Below are 16,605 nucleotides of genomic sequence, written 5' to 3'. Positions count from 1 at the left end.
GCGGGTTGCTCGGGGCGTGGGTGTAGGCCCGTAGCCGGTGGCTGCGGGCCTTTCCCATGTGCGATTGTCTACGCCGCGAACGGCAACGGTTGGTGGAGGTTGTTGCGCCTGGGTTTTCGGCGCTTGTCCAGGAACACCGGTGGTAAGAATTCGGGGAGGCCGTCGGCGGCGATGCGGACTTGCCAGCCCGAGCGGTGCAACAGGCGGTGGTGATGGGCGCACGTCAGCACCATGTTGCCCAGCTCGGTCGGGCCGCCGTCAGCCCAATGCCGGACGTGGTGACCTTGACAGTGCCGGGGTGGACGATGACAGCCGGGGAAGGCGCAGCCGCGGTCGCGCAGGTACAACGCGCGGCGGAGTCCGGGCGGGACCAGGCGGCGTTGGCGTCCGAGGTCGAGGGGTTCACTCTTGCCACCGAGGACTGCGGGGATGAGCATGCAGTCGCAGGCGTGGATCCGGGCTTCGGCTGCGGAGATGCGGCCGGTGTCGCCGAGGGTGGCCTGGCCGATGCCGGACTTCAGGTCCTCCAGCGAGACCGCGACCATCACGTGGGCTCGTTCGCCGGCCTGCATCGGCAGGTCGGGGGAGTTCAACGCGAGGTCGATGGCGTCGGAGAAGGCGTCGCCGTAGCGTTCCTGTGGGGAGCGCAAGTCCGGTCCTTCGTCGGTCGTGCGGCGTTGGGCGAGGGAGTCCAGTAGGGCGCTGGCTCTCGTGCCGGTTTCGTCGTCGAAGCGACCCTGAAGTTCCCATATCCCGGTTCTTTTGCGGCGCAACGACAGCTCGCGAGAAGGAGTAGCAGGTTCGGTGGTGTCGGGTTCGGCGCCGTCAGGGTCAAGGTGGGCCACGATGCGTGCACCCAACGCCGCGACTTGCTTGTACCCGGCTTCGGAGGCGAAGGACAGCAGGTGCTGCTCGGCGTCGTCGCGGTGCTCGGGCGAAAGTTGAGTCACTACACCGATGATGGTGTCGATCATCGGCGTGCTCAACCGGCCGTCCGACGCGGCAGCGCCGGTAGCGGGAGCAACAGCAGGCACCGGGCTGCCGTCGAGGTTCCGGCCGGGCGTAAGAGCCCGAGCCCGCTTCACCAGAGACTCGGCGGCAGCCTTGGGAACGTCGGCCAGATGCTCGAACAATCGCGCCACAGACCGATATCCGAACAGTTCCATGACGCCACGCGACTCGATTTCCACCAGCAGCGCACCGATCTCGGCCTCGGCAGACCGCACGACAGTGAGCAGCCCGGAGATGCGATCGGCCAAGGCCACCGCATCCGCTCGCATCACCGCTTCGCTGTCCACACACCAAGATTACCGACCCACGAACGCATGTTCATCACTCGATCAGGTGGAAGCGGCAGAGCGAATCACCGATTTCCCGCGCCCCGGCGAAGCCGCATCTTCAAGAGTCCGGGTACCGAACCCGATAAAGCAAGTGAGTGACACCAGAGCCGAGAACAACCTCAACCCGCTCAAGCGAAGCGTTCGAGCCACCGAGATGAGCGAAGTACCGCACCCCCTCCCCGAGAAAAACCGGAACCAGATCGATCCGAACCTCATCGAGAAGCCCCAGATTCAAGCACTGCTGAGCGATACTCGGCCCGGAGACACCCACAGTTCCATCCCCGGCAGCCTTGGCCAGCTCGACAGCCTCGGAGACAGAAGAGACAAAAGTGAACGGAGCCAGGTGGGCAGCAGGCCAATCCGAAGGCGGAGGCCGATGAGTGACAACGAAAGCAGCACCCCCACCAGGCGGACTCCCACCCCACCCGTGGGTGTACTCGAAAACCCGCCGCCCGCAGACGAACGCGCTGTGGCGGACCGCGTCCAAATGCGACCGCAAGTAGTCCGCGCTCGACGGGGATACGCGGAACGTGATCGGGTAGCCGACCATCGGCACCTCGACGTCTCCCGCGGTGTACCAGTCGAACAGCGGCCCGACCGAATCGTCGGGCCGGGCGACGAACCCGTCCAGTGACATGCAGAAGCTCGCGACGACCCCGGCCACGTCAGTCCGCCAGCACCTTGTCGAGCCGCTCGTACGACTCCGTGATCCCGCGGCTCATCCCGCTCTCCAGCGCCGCGTTGCGCGCCTCGACCGACGGGAACACCGAGTGGGTCACCATGCGCGTGCGGCCGCCGAGGTCGGTCAGGGCCATCGAGTCGAGCGTGACGTCGCCTGGCGCTCCCAGGAATTCGAAGGTTTGGACGATCCGGTCGGCGCTCACCGTGTGGTAGACGCCGCGGAAGCGGTACTCGCCGCGCTCGTCGCGGTGGAGGTAGTCGTAGCCACCCCCGGACCGGGCGTCGAACTCGACGATCTCCATCTCCATGCCGTGCGGGCCGAGCCAGCGCACGATCAGCTCGGGGTCGGTGTGGGCGCGCATGATCGCCGACGGCGGGGCCGCGAACTCGCGCGTGATCTCGATGAACGGCGTTCCGGGCCGAGCGGTGATCGTGGTGCTCATGGCGTTTCCTCCAGGGTGTCCAGGACGGCGTCGAGCCGCCGGTAGCTGCGTTCGGTGGCCAGCCGGTAGGTGTCGATCCAGCTGGTGAGGGCTTCGAGGGCGGACGGCACGAGGTGGCACGGCCGGCGCTGCCCGTCGCGGCTGCGCGTGATCAGCCCGGCCTGCTCCAGCACCTGGATGTGCCGGGACACCGCCTGCTTCGTGATCGCGAAGGGCTCGGCCAGCTCGTTGACCGTCGCGTCGCCGCGGGACAGCCGCGCGACCAGTGCCCGGCGGACCGGGTCGCCGAGGGCGGTGAACGCCCGGTCCAGCGCCTCCTCGTCAACCGTCATCTTTATCAACCAATCTGTTTATCAACTGACGGGTCGAATATAGGCCGGATGCGACGAGCCCGTCAAGAACCTGCCGAAAGCCAGGGGTGATCGACGTCGTCCGGCAGCGGCCCGCGGCCCCGGTCAGTCCGGCTCGTCCCGCTCGCGTTCCTGCCCCAGCTGCTCGGGGTGGTATTCGCCGGAAGACGGGGTACCTACGTCCAAGTGCTCTACGTCTGGCCGGGGCTCGTGCTCGTGCTCGGCGTGGTCGCGCTGGCGGGGGTGACCGTGGCCGTGGCCAGGGTGCGGGCTCTCGTGAGTGGCACGCGAGGCCACAACCAGGAACAATCGGGCGAAACGAGGGGAGAGGCCCAGTGGGCATCGGCAAACAGGCGAAGCGGATCTCGATCACGGTGGCGGGCGCCGTCCTGCTGATCGTCGGGGTGTTGCTGCTCGTCCTGCCCGGCCCCGGGCTGCTGCTCGTGCTCGCCGGGCTCCTGCTGCTCGCGTCGGAGTTCCCCACGCTCGAGCGGTACGTCGACCCGGTGCGCGACCGCGCGATGAAGGCGGCCGAGGAGAGCGTGTCCTCGCCGCTGCGGATCGCCGGCTCGGTGCTGGCCGGGCTGGCGCTGCTGGCCGCGGGGATCGTCTGGGGCCTGGTGAAGTCCCTGCCGTTCAGCGGCTGGAGCACCGGGTCGAGCTTGATCCTGTCGTCGGTGATCCTGTTCGCGCTGCTGATCTGGAGCTACCAGCGGGTCAAGTCGCGGCGCGCGGCCGCCAGCCGCAGCTGAGGGCGATACTGTCGGCGCCATGAGCGCCGGATTCCAGCGAGCCCGGCGGCCCGAGCAGATCGAGGCGCGCCGCACCGCGATCCTCGCCGCCGCGCGGGAACTCCTGGCCGAGCGCCCGGTCGCCGACATCAGCCTGCGGGAGCTGGCCTGCCACGTCGGGCTCGCGAAGTCCAACGTGCTCCGCTACTTCGACAGCCGCGAGGCGATCTTCCTCGAAGTCCTCGACACCGAGTGGTCGGCGTGGCTGGATGCCCTCGCGCTCGGTGAGGCGGCCCCGGCGGATCCCGGCTTCGCGCGCGAAGAGCGTGTCGCGGGGAAGATCGCCGCGACGCTCGCCGAGCGGCGGTCGCTGTGCGAACTGATCAGCGCGATGGCGCCGGTGCTGGAACGCAACATCTCACCGGAGTTCGCGCGCAGCTTCAAGGGCCGCGCGGCGGCCAGCACCGAGCGCCTCGGCGCGCTGGTCCGGACGCGGGTGCCGGAGCTGTCGGCCGACGGCGCCCGGCAGTTCGCCCTCGGCGTGGTGATCCTCGTGTCGGGGGCGTGGCCGTACGCCAACCCGACCGACGCCGTCGCGGCGGCCACGGCCGAGCTGGGCGGGGCGCCGTCGTTCGCGAGCGGGCTGGCCGAGGGGCTCACGAACCTGCTGGCGGGTCTCGTCGCGCGGCGGCGGTGACGATGTCGGTGTTCTCGAGCACCGCCTTCCCGTAGCCGTTCCCGGCGACCTCCAGCATCGCTTTGCCGATCTCCTCGGTGGTCGTCACCACGCGCGGCAGGAGCCGCCGCAGCACCGGGTACAGCGGCATCGCGACGCGGTAGAGCGTCCGGTACAGCGGGGTCTTCGACGTGATTCCGTGCAGCGGCTGGATGTAGCCGGGGCGGAAGGAGAACGTCCGCAGCGGCAGCTCGGCCAGCGCGTTCTCCGTTGCGCCCTTGACGCGCGCCCAGCGCACCCGGCCGCGTTCGGTGCTGTCGGTGCCGGAGCCCGAGACGTAGACGAACGTGCTGTCCTCGGGCAGTTTCCCGGCCACCGAAAGGGTGAGCTGGTAGGTGATCCGCTCGTAGTCCTCCGGCGCCACGCCGACCGACGACACGCCGAGGCAGTAGAAGCACGTGTCGTAGCCGGTGATCGGCTCGAGCGCGAAGAGGTCCTCACGCACCAGTTCGGTCAGCTTCGGGTGCTCGGTGCCGACGGGGGAGCGGCCGACCGCGAGGACCGCCTCGACCCGTTCGTCCAGCAGGCACTCGCGCAGCACGCCCTGCCCGACCATGCCGGTCGCACCGAAGAGGACGACCCTCATGCGCCGGACACCGGCAGCAGCCCGCGTTCCCCGAAGACCTTCTTCGCCACCGCGGTCGCGTTCAGCGCCCGGGGGAACCCGCAGTAGGCGGCCGACTGCAGCAGCGCCTCGACGATCTCCTCGGGGGTCAGCCCGGCGTTGAGCGAGGCGTTGACGTGCACCTCCAGCTGCGGCTCGCAGCCGCCGAGCGCCGTCAGCATGCCGAGCGTGACGAGCTGCCGATCCCGCGGCACGAGCTGCGGCCGCGTGTAGATCTCGCCGAACCCCCAGGCGACGAGGCTGTCGGCCAGTTTCGGCGAGATGTCGGCGAGGCTGTCGAGCACGCGCTGCGTGGTCTCTTCGCCGTTGAGGTCGGTCAGGGCCCGGTGGCCGCGTTCGAAGCGATCTTCGGTCATGTCAGCGACGGTAGTGGCTGGAGCACGCTCCAGGACAACCGTGACGGCCACCCCGTGGGGTGGCCGTCACGGTCGTGGTCAGGCCGTCAGGACTCCGCCACGTCGACGTAGGTCTCGGTGGTCCCGGACCGCTGGCCGGCCGCGGTGACGCTGAAGACGGTCAACGTGTGCCAGCTCGGGTCGGGCGAGACGATCGACGCCTTCCCGACGCCGTCCGGGCCCGCCGGCACGGTGACGACCTCGCCGCCGTCCCAGCTGTAACCGAAGCTCGTCGACTCCGGGAGCACGGCGTGGAACGTGAACTCCGCCGGCTGACCGGCGACCATCGCGGCCGGCACGTCCACCGTCGGCTCGCCGAGGCGGATGCCGGGGTGGTGCGTGGTGGCCGCGGTGAGGTTGCCGTTGGTCAGCTTCGTCCGGACCGTCAGGGTCTGGAACTGCTCGGGTTCGGTCGGGGTGATGGTGACCGTCGCCGTGCCGTCCGCGCCCGCCGGCACCGTGGTTTCGGCGCCCTGGTCGAACTTCCAGACGTACGCGGTCGCGCCGCCGTTGCCGTGCGGGGTGAAGGTGCACTGCCGGGGAACGCCGACGTAGTCCGACGCCGGGGTGCAGGCGACCGCGGGCTCGTTCCCCGCCACCCAGAACCGGTAGCCGCCCGACGGGGACGTGTTCCCGGCCGCGTCGACGCTCCACGCGTACATGTTCAGGGGTCCGCTGCTCGACGGCGTGTAGCTCACCGTGGCCGTGCCGCCCGGGTGGTCGGCCGCGACGTACCCGCCGCCCCAGGTGAAGCCGATCACGTCGGTGTCGCCCTGGGCGTCGAAGGTGAAGGAGCCCGGGATCCCCGTGCCGCCCTTGGTGATGTCGTCGGGCAGGTAGTCCGCCGACGTGATCACGGGGCCCGCGGCGGGCGCGCTGAAGTCGGTGGTGAACCGGCAGGTCACGCTCCACGGGCTCGCAGCCAGGCTGTCCTTCGCGCGGACCTGCCAGGCGTAGGTGACGCCGTCGGCGAGCTGAGCGTCGGGGTCGTAGTAGGTGGAGAGGAAGCCGTAGATGTCGTCGGTTCCGGTCGCGCGCTGGTCCGGGTGGTCGACCGGCCACCAGGCGAACTCGGCCGAGAAGTTCATGTCGTCCGGGTCGCGCACGGTCGCCGAGAGGCCGGTGCCGCCGCGCCGGACGAGCGGGTTGTCCGCGCACGGGTGCTCACCGGTCTTGAGCGCGGTCGGCGTGACCGGCGGCTGGTTCTCCTGCAGGCTCACCGACAGCACCGGCCGGTAGGTGCGGCCGAACCGCGGGTTGTACTGCTGGGCGTCCGGCAGGCGCATGGCCAGGGTCAGTGACGTGCGGCCGGCGTCGATCGCTTGCTGCAGCGCCGTTTCGGCGTCCCAGCCGACGAATTCGGCCGGGCATTCGGCGGGGTCGCTCCGGCCGGAGAGCCGGCTCAGCTCCCGGGGCTGCTCGGCCCACGTCGGCGCCTTCTTCGCCGGCGCGGTCACCCAGAGCTCGGTGCCGCGGGCCGCCGTGCAGTCGGCGACCGCGGTTTCCCCGGTGGTCAGGCGCGCGTCGAGCACCGTGGCGCCGGCCAGCCCGGAAAGGTCGAACGTGAAGTAGGACTTCGAAACGTGCTTCTTGTGGTCGGCCGTGACCTTCGCGCCGACGGGCGCGTCGCCGGCCGGGTTGACGAACGCGGTCTTCGGTGCGGCCGAGTCGGCATAGGACCACGACGCCGACCGGAGCGTCGTGTATTCCGTGGCCGATGCCGGAATCGCCGTGCCGGCCATGAGCAGCGCCGCCGTGGCGGTGATGATGCCCGCTTTCGATCTTCCGGAGCCCAAAAGGCTCACCCCCTGAAAGTGCGAGACCCGGGGACCGCGATCGCGGTCCCCGGGTCCAACACGCGCAGGGAGTGCTTCCGGTTGCCTACTTCCCGCTGGAGTACAACGCGCTCACGTCGGCGTCGGACAGGGCCCGGTCGTAGACGTGGACCTGGTCGACCGCGCCGTCGAGGTAGTCGACCGGGCCGCCGCCGTACTTGCCGCGGCCGATCACCGTGTGGCCCGTCGAGGCGTCGCCGAGGCAGACGCTCTTCGTGGCCGCCAGCTGACCGTCCACATAGAGCTTCAGCGTGCCCGCGGCCGCGTCGCGGACGCCGACCACGTGGTACCAGCGGTTCGCCTCCGGCGCGGTGGGCGCCAGCGCCCGCGTGCCCACGAAGCTCATCGCCAGCCGGTGGTCCTGGCCGGAGTACTGCAGGAAGAACGCGCTGGTGCTGTCGCCGTCCTGGCTCACCACGGTCTGGAAGCCGTCGCCCACGGCGTTGAACTTCACCCACGCCGCCGCGCTGTAGCTGCCTTCGGTGTTCACCAGGGCCGCGCCCGTGTCGGCGTACTGCCCCGACCCGTTCACCGCCAGCGCCGAACCGCTCTTGCCCTCGGTCCACGACGCGCCGCCGACGAGCGTGGCGTCGTGGTCGCCGACGGAGTCCGCGGCCGTCGTGCCGGTGTTCTCATCGAATCCGTACGCCGCGATGCCGTCGATGCCCGGCGTGCCTGCCGGCACCGACGGACCGGAAACGGGAGCACCCGTCGCGCCCTTGATGACGGCTTGGTTCGCCGCGCGGACCGCCGCGAAGTCCATCTTCTTCACCTGCCGGTCGTAGGTGAAGAAGCCGTTGACCTCCTTCTCGACGTCGGTGGTCTGCGTGTAGACGCCGGCCGAGACGCCGCAGCGCTGGGCGACCAGCAGCAGGCGCTGCTGCAGTTCGCCGTAGCGCCGGGTCAGCGTCGCGCTGTCGGGCTCCATCTCGTAGGCGAAGCTGCCCGCCGGGTCGAACTCGTGCCCGGCGACCTTGAGGCCGAGGCCGCCGTACTCGCCGTCGACGGCCGCGCGGGTTCCGGTCTGGGTCGGCGTTCCCGGCCCGGTGTAGGTGTGGTCGTCGTAGATGTCACCGCGACCGCTGTCCGGTTCGGACCTACAGCAGTTGACGCCGGATTCGGCGTTGACCAGCCGCGACGGATCCCACGACTTGACCTCGTCGGCGATGCGGCCGACCTCGTAGTCGCCCCAGCCCTCGTTGAACGGCACCCACGTGACGATCGACGGGAAGCTGCGGTGCTGGTCGATCATCCGCTTCATCTCGGACTCGTAGTTCACGCGCGACGCGGCCGACGGCTCGACGTCGTCCTTCATCGCCGGCATGTCCTGCCAGACCATCAGCCCGAGCTTGTCGGCGTAGTAGTACCAGCGGTCCGGCTCGACCTTGATGTGCTTGCGCACCATGTTGAAGCCGAGCGCCTTCTCCTGCTGCAGGTCGAACTTCAGTGCGGCGTCGGTCGGCGCGGTGTAGATGCCGTCCGGCCAGAAGCCCTGGTCGAGCGGGCCGACCTGCATGACGAACTTGCCGTTGAGCAGCATCCGCTGCTTGCCGTCGGCGGTCTTGCCGACGCTGATCGACCGGATGCCGAAGTAGGAACCGGCTTCGTCCCCACCGGACAGCTTGACGCGCAGGTCGTAGAGGAACGGGTCGTCCGGCGACCACAGGTGCGGCCGGTCCACCTTGAGCTTCAACGGCTTGTTCGCGTCACCGGACACGCGCCCGACCGGGCGGCCGTGGTCGTAGGCGATCGCCTCGACGCGCTGCTTCACCGGCCCGCCGACCACGGCGTTCACCGTGACCGACCCACTCGCGACGTCCGGGGTGACGTCGAGCCGGTCGATGTGCGCGGACGCCACCGGCTCCATCCACACGGTCTGCCAGATGCCGGAGGACGGCGTGTAGAAGATGCCGTCGCCGGGCTGGCGCTGCTTGCCGATCGGCTGCCCGCCCTGGTCGTTCGGGTCGGCGACCCCGACGACGATCTCCTGGGTCTTCTTCGTGGTCAGCGCGTCGGTGACGTCGACGGACCACGCGTCGTACCCGCCGGTGTGGCGGCCGACGGTCTTGCCGTTGACGATGACCGTCGCGTCGTAGTCGACGGCCTGGAAGTGCAGCTGCAGCCGCTGTCCCTTGCCGATCTGCCAGTTCTTCGGGACCTCGAACGTGCGGCGGTACCACATGTTCGTCTCGTGGCGCATGATCCCGGACAGCGCGGACTCGACCGGGTACGGCACGAGGATCCGCTCGCCGAGCGTCTTCCCGACCGGCGCGGCCTCACCCGGGGTCGCCTTGGCGAACTCCCAGACGCCGTTGAGGTTCTGCCACTTGTCGCGGGTCAGCTGCGGGCGCGGGTAGTCGGGCAGGGCGTTCGACGGCGAGACGTCCTTCGTCCACGGCGTCGACAGCGGGGGTGTCAGCCGTTGCCACTGGGGCGCGGGCGCGGCACTCGCCGCGGGTGCGGTGCCGAGGCCGGCGACCGCGACGGCGAACGCCGCGGCGGCGGTCAGCCATCTCCGGGTTTTTCGGGCCGGGCGGAACATCGTTGAGACCTCCTGGTGGGGGACGGGGCTCAGCGGGTTCGGGAACGCGCCAGCAGGCGCTGGATCACCACGACGACGAGCAGGAAGGCCCCGCTCACCACCGTCTGGTAGTTGGAGTCGAGGGTGCCGATCTGGTTGATGACGTTCTGGATCAGCGTGCGCAGCAGCACGCCGACGAGGGTGCCGATGATCGTCCCGGCGCCGCCGGTGAGCAGCGTGCCGCCGATGACGACGACGGAGATCGCGTCGAGCTCGGTCCCGACGCCGATCACCGTGACGCCGGACTGCAGGTACGCGGCGGTGAGGACGCCGGCGAACCCGGCCAGCGCGCCGCTGAGGGTGTAGAGGCTGATCTTGGTGCGGGCCACCGGAAGGCCCATGAGCAGCGCGGACTGCTCGGCGCCGCCGATGGCGAACACGGACTGGCCGAACCGGGTGCGGCGCAGCAGCAGCCCGCCGAGCGCGAACAGCACCAGCGTGATGTACACCGGGACGCCGATGCCGAAGATCGTGCCCTGCCCGAGCCAGAGGAACGCCGAGCCCGGGTCCACCTTGTACGTCGTCGCGCCCTCGGACGTCAGCGCCAGCAACAGACCCCGGGCGAACAGCAGCGACGCCAGCGTCACGATGAACGGCGCCATCCCGGTGCGCGCGATGAGCACGCCGTTGACCAGGCCGATCAGCGAACACACCGCGAGCGGCAGGACGATCGCGACGACGAGCCCATACTGCGCGCCGTACGCGGCGAGGACGCCGCCGAGCGCGTAGTTCGAGCCGACCGACAGGTCGATGCCGCCGGAGATGATCACGAACGTCATGCCGAGCGCGATCACCGCGAGGAACGAGCCCTGCAGCACGAGGCTGCGCAGGTTGTCCGCGGTGCCGAAGTGCGGGAACGCGAACCACGAGGCGGCGACGCCGAGCACGAGCACGACGGCCGCGCCCTGACGCTGTAAGACACCGGCGAACGCGGCATTGCGCGCGGTCGGCTGGCTGGTGGTGGCGGTCATCGGCTGCTCCGCTCGCGCGCGACGTACACCGCGACGACGATGATGGCCGCCTGGACCATCTGCGCGGTGGAGTCCGGCAGGTTGTGCTTGATCAAGGTCGCCTGGACGAGCTGCATGAGCAGCGCGCCGAACACGGTGCCCAGCACGCGGACCCGGCCACCGGTCAGCGGGGTGCCGCCGACGACGACCGCGGTGATCGCGGACAGCTCCATGAGCAGGCCGACGTCGCTCGGGTCGCTGGCGGCCAGCCGCGACGTCGCCAGCACGCCGGCCACCGCGGCCAGCGCCCCGGAGATGACGTAGACGCTGATGAGCACGCGCTTCACCGGCAGGCCGGCCAGGGTGCTCGCGGCGCGGTTGCCGCCGACCGCCACCAGGTGCCTGCCGAACGTCGTGCGCTGCACGACCAGCCCGGCCAGCACCGCGAGCACGCCCGCGACGATGACCATGATCGGGACGCCGAGCAGGTCGCCGGTGCCCAGCTCCAGGAACTCCTGGCTGTGCAGCTGGACGAGCTGGCCGTGGGCGATGACCAGCGCGAGTCCCCGCCCGCCGACGAGCAGCGCCAGCGTCGCGATGATCGGCTGGATCCCCAGGTACGCCACCAGGTATCCGCTGAACAGGCCGGAAACGACGCCCGCGATGACGGCGACGATGATCGCCGTCAGCGGACCCGCGCCGAGGTAGAGCGGGATGAGCGCGGCGGAGATCGCCATCACCGAGCCGACCGACAGGTCGATGCCCTCGGTGCCGATCACCAGCGCCATGCCGAGCGCGACGATGCAGACCGGCGCCGCCTGCACGAGCTGGGTGCGGAAGTTGGCCGCGGACAGGAAGTTCTCGGTGAACACGACGTTGAACAGCAGCAGCACGACGACGGCCAGGTAGACGCCGTAGTTCTGCAGCCACGCCGTGACTTTTGCGCGGTCTCTCGTCAGGGTGGCGCTAGACATCGTTGTCAGCCTCGGCTGCGATCGCGGTCAGGACGTTCTCCTCGGTGATGCGGTCGCCGGTCAGCTCGCCGACGACCGAGCCGTCGCGCAGCACGACCACGCGGTCGGAGCCGTCGATCAGCTCTTCCAGTTCGGACGAGATGAGCAGCACGCCGAGCCCTTCCCGCGCGAGCTCGTCGATCAGCGCCTGGACCTCGGCCTTGGCGCCGACGTCGATGCCGCGGGTCGGCTCGTCGAGCAGCAGGATCTTCGGGCCGGTGGCGAGCCAGCGGGCGAGCAGCACCTTCTGCTGGTTGCCGCCCGACAGCTCGGACACCTTCTGTTCCGGACTGGACGCCTTGATCCGCAGGCGGTCCATGAAGATCTTGACGATCTTGTCCTGCTTGGACTTGCTGACCAGGCCGAACGGCGAAAGCGACGGCAGCGCGGCCAGCACGATGTTCTCGCGTACGGACAGGTTCGGGATGATCCCGTCGGTCTTGCGGTCCTCGGCCAGCAGCGCGATCCCGGCCCGCATGGCGGCCTTGATCTTGTTCCTCTTGAGCGGCTTCCCCGCGAGCAGCACGGATCCGCCGTCGAGGGGGAACGCCCCGACGATGGCTCGCGCCGTCTCGCTGCGGCCGGAGCCGAGCAGGCCCGCGAGCCCGACGACCTCGCCGGGCCGGATGCTCACCGAGACGTCGTGCAGCTTCCGCATCCCGGCCAGGTTTTCCGCCTTGAGCAGCGGTTCGCGCTCGACGTCGTGTTCCTCGCCGAACGCCGTGACGCCTTCCTCGCGGATCTGCTTGATCTCCCGGCCGAGCATCTTGGACACGAGCTCGATGCGCGGCAGGGTGGCCAGCGGTCCACTGTGGACGACCCGGCCGTCGCGCAGCACGGTGACGCTCTCGCAGACCCGGTAAAGCTCGTCCATGCGATGGCTCACGTAGACGATCGCGATGCCTTCGGCGTGCAGCCGGTTCAGCACCTCGAAGAGCGTCTCGACCTCGCGCGGCTCGAGCGACGACGTCGGTTCGTCCATGATGACGACCTTGGCGTCGGTCGAGACCGCGCGGGCGAGGGCGACCATCTGCTGCGCGCCGACGCCAAGGGAGTGCAGCGGCCGCTTGACGTCGTCGTCGATGCCGTAGCCCTTGAGCAGCTCGCGGGCGTCGGCGTACATCCTGGACCAGTCGACGAGGCCGGCCTTCGTGCGCGGCTCGCGGCCGAGGAAGACGTTGCCGGCGATGCTCATCAGCGGGACGAGGTTGACCTCCTGGTAGATCGTGGAGATCCCGGCCCGCTGCGCGTCGATCGGCCGCTTGAACGTCACCGGCTCGCCGAGGTGGCGCACCTCGCCCTCGTCGGGCTGGTAGACGCCGGTGAGCACCTTGATGAGCGTGGACTTGCCGGCGCCGTTCTCGCCGACGAGCGCGTGCACCTCGCCCGGCCGCAGCGTGAAGCTGACGTCGTCGAGCGCGAGGGTGCCGGGGAACCGCTTGGTCACCCCGGCCACCTCGAGCACCGGCGCGGTCGTCATGGCGACGTCGTCTTCGGTGGTCGCCGTCACTTGTACGAGTTCCCGACCTTCTGGGCCGCGTTGGTCTCGTCGTACTGGTCGTCGGTGATGACGATGCTCGCCGGGATCGGCTCGCCGTTCTCGAACTTCTGCAGCGTCTGGAAGGCCAGCGGGCCGAAGCGCGGGTTGGACTCGATCACGGCGTTGTAGCTGCCGTCGACGATGAGCTGCACGGCGTTGCGGGTGCCGTCGACCGAGACGATCTTGACGTCCTTGCCCGGCGTCTTGCCGGCGGTCTTCAGCGCGTTGACCGCGCCGACCCCCATCTCGTCGTTCTCCGCGTACACGGCGGTGATGTCGGGGTGGCTCTGGATGAGCTGCTCCATCACGGCCTGGCCCTTGGAGCGGTCGAACTCGCCGGTCTGCTCGGCGACCACGGACAGCCCGGCCGTCTTGGCGAGCTCGTCCTTGAAGCCCTTGGTGCGGTCGGTGGTCACGTTGTTGCCGGACGAGCCGAGCAGGATCGCGACCTTGCCGGTGCCGCCGGTGATGCGCGTCATCTCCTGCGCCGCGCGCTTGCCCTGCTCGACGAAGTTCGAGCCGATGAAGGTCAGGTAGTCGGTGCACGGCTGCGACGTCACCTTGCGGTCGATGGTGACGACCGGGACCTTCTTGGCCTTCGCCGCGTCGAGCGCGGGCTGGAGGCCGTCGGAGTTCAGCGGCGCGACGACGAGCAGCTGGGCACCTCGGTCGAGCATCGACTTGATGTCGCTGATCTGCTTGTTCAAATCGCTCTGGGCGTTGGTGACGAGCAGCTTGTCGCTCGCGATGCCGAGCTTGGCGGCTTCGTCGCGGATGGACTGGGTCTCGGTGGTCCGGAAGGGGTTGGCTTCCTTTTCGGACTGTGAGAAACCGACCACCGCGGTCTTCAGGTCGACCTTGGGGTACCCGGTCTTGTCGATGGTGCAGCCGTCGGCGCTCGGGGCGACGGACTGCGCGGACGCGGCCGGCCCGCCGCCGCTGGAGGGGGCGGCCGGGGTCTCTTCCCGGCTGGTGCAGGAGGTGAGGGTGAGCGCGGCGGCGGCCGCGGTGACCAGGACCAGGCGGGGACGGGTGGACAGGGGCACGGTGACTCCTCGGGCAGCGACGGTGGGGCCCGCTCACCGGGGTGATCGGAGTCACCGCGGGAGCCTTGAGGTACTTTTTACATCGTTGGAACAACGTTGTAAACCAGCAAAGTGTCGCTATGCTGCGTGCTCACCACCTGAGAAGGAGCCGCCCGTGACCGTGACGCTCAAGGACGTCGCCACGCTCGCCGGAGTGTCGGTGAAGACGGTGTCGAACGTGGTGAACGGCTACGCGTTCGTCAAGCCGGAGAACCGCCGGCGGGTGGAGGAAGCCCTGGCGGCGACCGGTTACCGGCCCAACGTGGGTGCGCGCAACCTGCGTCGTGGCCGCACGGGGTTCCTGGCGCTGATGGTGCCGGAGCTGTCGATCCCGTACTTCGGCGAGCTGGCGGGCCTGGTCATCACGGCGGCGCAGAAGCGCGGCTGGAGCGTCCTGATCGAGCAGACGCAGGGCACGCGGTCCCGGGAGCGGGAGACGTTGTTCTCGCTGGGGCCGCACCTGGTGGACGGCGCCCTGGTGCACCCGGAAGCGTTGGAGGCGGCGGATTTCCCGTCCCCGGGCGAGATCCCGCTGGTGATGCTGGGCGAGCACGCGGTGGACGTGCCGATCGATCACGTGGCGATCGACAACGTCCTGGCGGCGCAGACGGCGGTGTCCCATTTGGCGTCGTTGGGGCGGACGCGGATCGCGGCGATCGGGCGCAATCCGGCTCGTGGGACGTCGTCTCAGCGTCTGGCCGGATATCGCGAGGCTTTGTCTTCGGCTGGACTGTCCTATTCGGACACGCTGGTGGCGCCCGCGGAGAAGTGGCACCGCTCGGTCGGGGCGGCGGCGATGAGGTCGTTGCTGGCTTCGGATTCCCCGCCGGACGCGGTGTTCTGCTTCAACGACCTGCTGGCGATCGGCGCGCTGCGGGCGGTGGCGGAGCTGGGGCTGCGGGTCCCGGAGGACGTGGCGATCGTGGGGTTCGACAACAACGAGGAGAGCGCGTTCTCGTTGCCGGCGTTGACGACGATCGCGCCCGACAAGACGGCGCTGGCCGAGGCGGCGATCGACCTCGTGCACCGGCGCATCACGGGGGACAAGGCCTTGCCGCCGCAGGACATCCAGACGCCGTTCGCGCTGGAGATCCGGGAGAGCACCAAGGGCCGCTGAGGTTCAGCAGGGCGCGAGTCGGCCCGGTCAGCGTTTCGGCCAGTGCCATGACGGCCGGTCCAACCGGCCCTGGCCGACCAGCTTCGTCTCCCCGTTCTCCTTTTCCAGCTCCAGAGCCCCGACTTCGGCGACTTCGGAGAGAGCCCGGATCAGTGGCAAGGCGTGCGAGACCACCACCACCTGAGTCTCCTTCGCGGCCACGGCGATCAACGCCGCCAGCGCCGGGAGCAGGTCCGGGTGCAGGGAAGTCTCCGGCTCGTTCAGGACCAGCAGCTCCGGCGGCCGCGGCGTCAGCAGCGCCGCCACCCACAGCAGGAAGCGCAGCGTCCCGTCCGACAGCTCCGCCGCCGACAGCGGACGCAACAACCCGTGCTGGTGGAAGCTCACCGAGAGCAAGCCGTCCTGGGAGACCACCGAAAGGCGTGAGCCCGGGAACGCCGCGTCGATCACCGCCGCCAGCTCCGCCACGCGGCCGATCTCGATGATCGTCTGCAGCGCCGCCGCCAGGTCCGCGCCGTCGTGGGACAGGACGACCGTGCGCGTTCCGATCCGGGGCCGGCGGGCCGGGGCCGACGCGTCCGTGCGGAAGTGGTCGTAGAACCGCCACGAGCGGATCCGCTCGCGCACCACCAGCAGTTCCGGGCACGCCCGCGGGTCCGCGAACTCGCTCAGCATGCTGTCGGACAACCGGATCTTGAAGCGCTCGTCACCCCAGCCGCCGGACTCGACCCGCGTGCGCACCACCGGGCCCGCCCGGTCGGCCAGCAGCGAAGCCGGTTTCAAAAACGGCCCGGACCACACCGCCTCGCGCTTGAACTCCGGGTCCAGGTCGAACATCGTCTTCTTCCCGGGCACCGGCAGCCCCAGGTCGAGTGCGTAGCCGAATTCGTCACCGGCGAATCCGAGCCGCAGCCCGACCGCCTTCGTGCGCACCGTGCCCTGGACCCGCGCGCCCGGGCGCACGCCGTTCTCCGGCCCCGCCCACAGCGTCGACGGCAGTCCGCCTTCGCCGGCCAACGCCGCCACCGCGCCGTTGCGGGACGCGTCCGCCAGCAACCGCAGCGCGCGGTACAGGCTCGACTTGCCGCTGCCGTTCGCCCCCGTGACGACGGTCAGCCCGGACAGCGGCAGGACCAGGTCGCGCAGCGAGCGGTAGTTCTCGACGGCCAGCGTGGTCAGCATG

16 protein-coding genes are annotated in these 16,605 nt (G+C 69.8%); 3 read left to right on the top strand and 13 right to left on the bottom strand.

The features are described from left to right. Nucleotides 1-68: 68 nt before the first annotated feature. The 4 genes from AB0N03_RS12200 to AB0N03_RS12185 form a co-directional block, all read right to left on the bottom strand. Nucleotides 69-1,298, bottom strand: a complete 1,230-nt coding sequence (locus tag AB0N03_RS12200; protein ID WP_364369415.1) for a DUF222 domain-containing protein — start codon at nucleotides 1,296-1,298, stop codon at nucleotides 69-71. A 100-nt stretch (nucleotides 1,299-1,398) separates the two neighbouring features. Continuing rightward, nucleotides 1,399-2,004, bottom strand: coding sequence for a dihydrofolate reductase family protein (locus AB0N03_RS12195; protein WP_364369412.1), 606 nt, complete (start codon nucleotides 2,002-2,004; stop codon nucleotides 1,399-1,401). Between the two features lies 1 nt (nucleotide 2,005). After that, on the bottom strand, nucleotides 2,006-2,464 hold the full coding sequence (locus AB0N03_RS12190; RefSeq protein ID WP_364369409.1) for an SRPBCC family protein: 459 nt from the start codon (nucleotides 2,462-2,464) through the stop codon (nucleotides 2,006-2,008). After that, nucleotides 2,461-2,796 (bottom strand): metalloregulator ArsR/SmtB family transcription factor, encoded by a 336-nt coding sequence (locus AB0N03_RS12185; protein WP_364369406.1) that lies wholly within the window; start codon nucleotides 2,794-2,796, stop codon nucleotides 2,461-2,463. Before AB0N03_RS12185 ends, AB0N03_RS12190 begins: the two co-directional genes overlap by 4 nt. A 353-nt stretch (nucleotides 2,797-3,149) precedes the next feature. Between AB0N03_RS12185 and AB0N03_RS12180 the strand changes: the two genes are divergently transcribed. Further along, nucleotides 3,150-3,566 (top strand): PGPGW domain-containing protein, encoded by a 417-nt coding sequence (locus AB0N03_RS12180; RefSeq protein WP_364369403.1) that lies wholly within the window; start codon nucleotides 3,150-3,152, stop codon nucleotides 3,564-3,566. Nucleotides 3,567-3,585: 19 nt separating this feature from the next. Further along, a complete protein-coding gene (locus tag AB0N03_RS12175) occupies nucleotides 3,586-4,242 on the top strand; it encodes a TetR family transcriptional regulator (RefSeq protein ID WP_364369401.1) in 657 nt (218 codons plus the stop codon). On the opposite strand, the gene AB0N03_RS12170 is transcribed toward AB0N03_RS12175, so the two are convergent. From AB0N03_RS12170 to AB0N03_RS12135, 8 genes are all read right to left on the bottom strand, one after another. After that, nucleotides 4,202-4,867, bottom strand: coding sequence for an epimerase (locus tag AB0N03_RS12170; RefSeq protein WP_364369398.1), 666 nt, complete (start codon nucleotides 4,865-4,867; stop codon nucleotides 4,202-4,204). The two genes, AB0N03_RS12175 and AB0N03_RS12170, sit on opposite strands and share 41 nt — an antisense overlap. Continuing rightward, nucleotides 4,864-5,262 carry a carboxymuconolactone decarboxylase family protein gene (locus AB0N03_RS12165; RefSeq protein WP_364369396.1) on the bottom strand — a complete coding sequence of 133 codons (399 nt, stop codon included), beginning with the start codon at nucleotides 5,260-5,262 and terminating at the stop codon, nucleotides 4,864-4,866. The genes AB0N03_RS12170 and AB0N03_RS12165 overlap by 4 nt, the downstream gene beginning before the upstream one ends. An 86-nt stretch (nucleotides 5,263-5,348) precedes the next feature. Continuing rightward, entirely contained in the window at nucleotides 5,349-7,106 is a 1,758-nt protein-coding gene (locus AB0N03_RS12160; protein ID WP_364369393.1) for a hypothetical protein, read from the bottom strand. Between the two features lie 76 nt (nucleotides 7,107-7,182). Further along, the gene (locus AB0N03_RS12155) at nucleotides 7,183-9,678 is read right to left on the bottom strand and encodes a LamG-like jellyroll fold domain-containing protein (protein WP_364369391.1); all 2,496 of its coding nucleotides are present in this window, start codon (nucleotides 9,676-9,678) and stop codon (nucleotides 7,183-7,185) included. Between the two features lie 29 nt (nucleotides 9,679-9,707). After that, a complete protein-coding gene (locus tag AB0N03_RS12150) occupies nucleotides 9,708-10,688 on the bottom strand; it encodes an ABC transporter permease (RefSeq protein ID WP_364369389.1) in 981 nt (326 codons plus the stop codon). Then, nucleotides 10,685-11,641 (bottom strand): ABC transporter permease, encoded by a 957-nt coding sequence (locus AB0N03_RS12145; protein ID WP_364369386.1) that lies wholly within the window; start codon nucleotides 11,639-11,641, stop codon nucleotides 10,685-10,687. Before AB0N03_RS12145 ends, AB0N03_RS12150 begins: the two co-directional genes overlap by 4 nt. Next, on the bottom strand, nucleotides 11,634-13,190 hold the full coding sequence (locus tag AB0N03_RS12140) for a sugar ABC transporter ATP-binding protein (RefSeq protein ID WP_364369384.1): 1,557 nt from the start codon (nucleotides 13,188-13,190) through the stop codon (nucleotides 11,634-11,636). Before AB0N03_RS12140 ends, AB0N03_RS12145 begins: the two co-directional genes overlap by 8 nt. Next, entirely contained in the window at nucleotides 13,187-14,266 is a 1,080-nt protein-coding gene (locus tag AB0N03_RS12135) for an ABC transporter substrate-binding protein (protein ID WP_364369381.1), read from the bottom strand. The genes AB0N03_RS12140 and AB0N03_RS12135 overlap by 4 nt, the downstream gene beginning before the upstream one ends. A 154-nt stretch (nucleotides 14,267-14,420) precedes the next feature. On the opposite strand from AB0N03_RS12135, the gene AB0N03_RS12130 reads away from it, so the two are divergent. Beyond that, a complete protein-coding gene (locus AB0N03_RS12130) occupies nucleotides 14,421-15,422 on the top strand; it encodes a LacI family DNA-binding transcriptional regulator (protein ID WP_364369378.1) in 1,002 nt (333 codons plus the stop codon). A 27-nt stretch (nucleotides 15,423-15,449) separates the two neighbouring features. Here the strand turns inward: AB0N03_RS12130 and AB0N03_RS12125 are convergent, their stop codons facing one another. Continuing rightward, the gene (locus tag AB0N03_RS12125) at nucleotides 15,450-16,604 is read right to left on the bottom strand and encodes an AAA family ATPase (RefSeq protein ID WP_364369375.1); all 1,155 of its coding nucleotides are present in this window, start codon (nucleotides 16,602-16,604) and stop codon (nucleotides 15,450-15,452) included. Nucleotide 16,605 lies beyond the last annotated feature (1 nt).

It is taken from the genome of Amycolatopsis sp. NPDC051061 (assembly GCF_040682935.1).
Classification (GTDB): domain Bacteria; phylum Actinomycetota; class Actinomycetes; order Mycobacteriales; family Pseudonocardiaceae; genus Amycolatopsis.
The sequence above is the reverse complement of the archived record's forward strand: the minus strand, read 5'-3'. Positions and strand labels throughout refer to the sequence as shown.

What these genes read in the sequence shown, in the direction of transcription:
- AB0N03_RS12165 (WP_364369396.1), bottom strand. Translation starts at nt 5,262, where the DNA reads ATGACCGAAGATCGCTTCGAACGCGGCCACCGGGCCCTGACCGACCTC.
- AB0N03_RS12145 (WP_364369386.1), bottom strand. Translation starts at nt 11,641, where the DNA reads ATGTCTAGCGCCACCCTGACGAGAGACCGCGCAAAAGTCACGGCGTGG.
- AB0N03_RS12125 (WP_364369375.1), bottom strand. Translation starts at nt 16,604, where the DNA reads ATGCTGACCACGCTGGCCGTCGAGAACTACCGCTCGCTGCGCGACCTG.
- AB0N03_RS12150 (WP_364369389.1), bottom strand. Translation starts at nt 10,688, where the DNA reads ATGACCGCCACCACCAGCCAGCCGACCGCGCGCAATGCCGCGTTCGCC.
- AB0N03_RS12185 (WP_364369406.1), bottom strand. Translation starts at nt 2,796, where the DNA reads ATGACGGTTGACGAGGAGGCGCTGGACCGGGCGTTCACCGCCCTCGGC.
- AB0N03_RS12155 (WP_364369391.1), bottom strand. Translation starts at nt 9,678, where the DNA reads ATGTTCCGCCCGGCCCGAAAAACCCGGAGATGGCTGACCGCCGCCGCG.
- AB0N03_RS12175 (WP_364369401.1), top strand. Translation starts at nt 3,586, where the DNA reads ATGAGCGCCGGATTCCAGCGAGCCCGGCGGCCCGAGCAGATCGAGGCG.
- AB0N03_RS12190 (WP_364369409.1), bottom strand. Translation starts at nt 2,464, where the DNA reads ATGAGCACCACGATCACCGCTCGGCCCGGAACGCCGTTCATCGAGATC.
- AB0N03_RS12170 (WP_364369398.1), bottom strand. Translation starts at nt 4,867, where the DNA reads ATGAGGGTCGTCCTCTTCGGTGCGACCGGCATGGTCGGGCAGGGCGTG.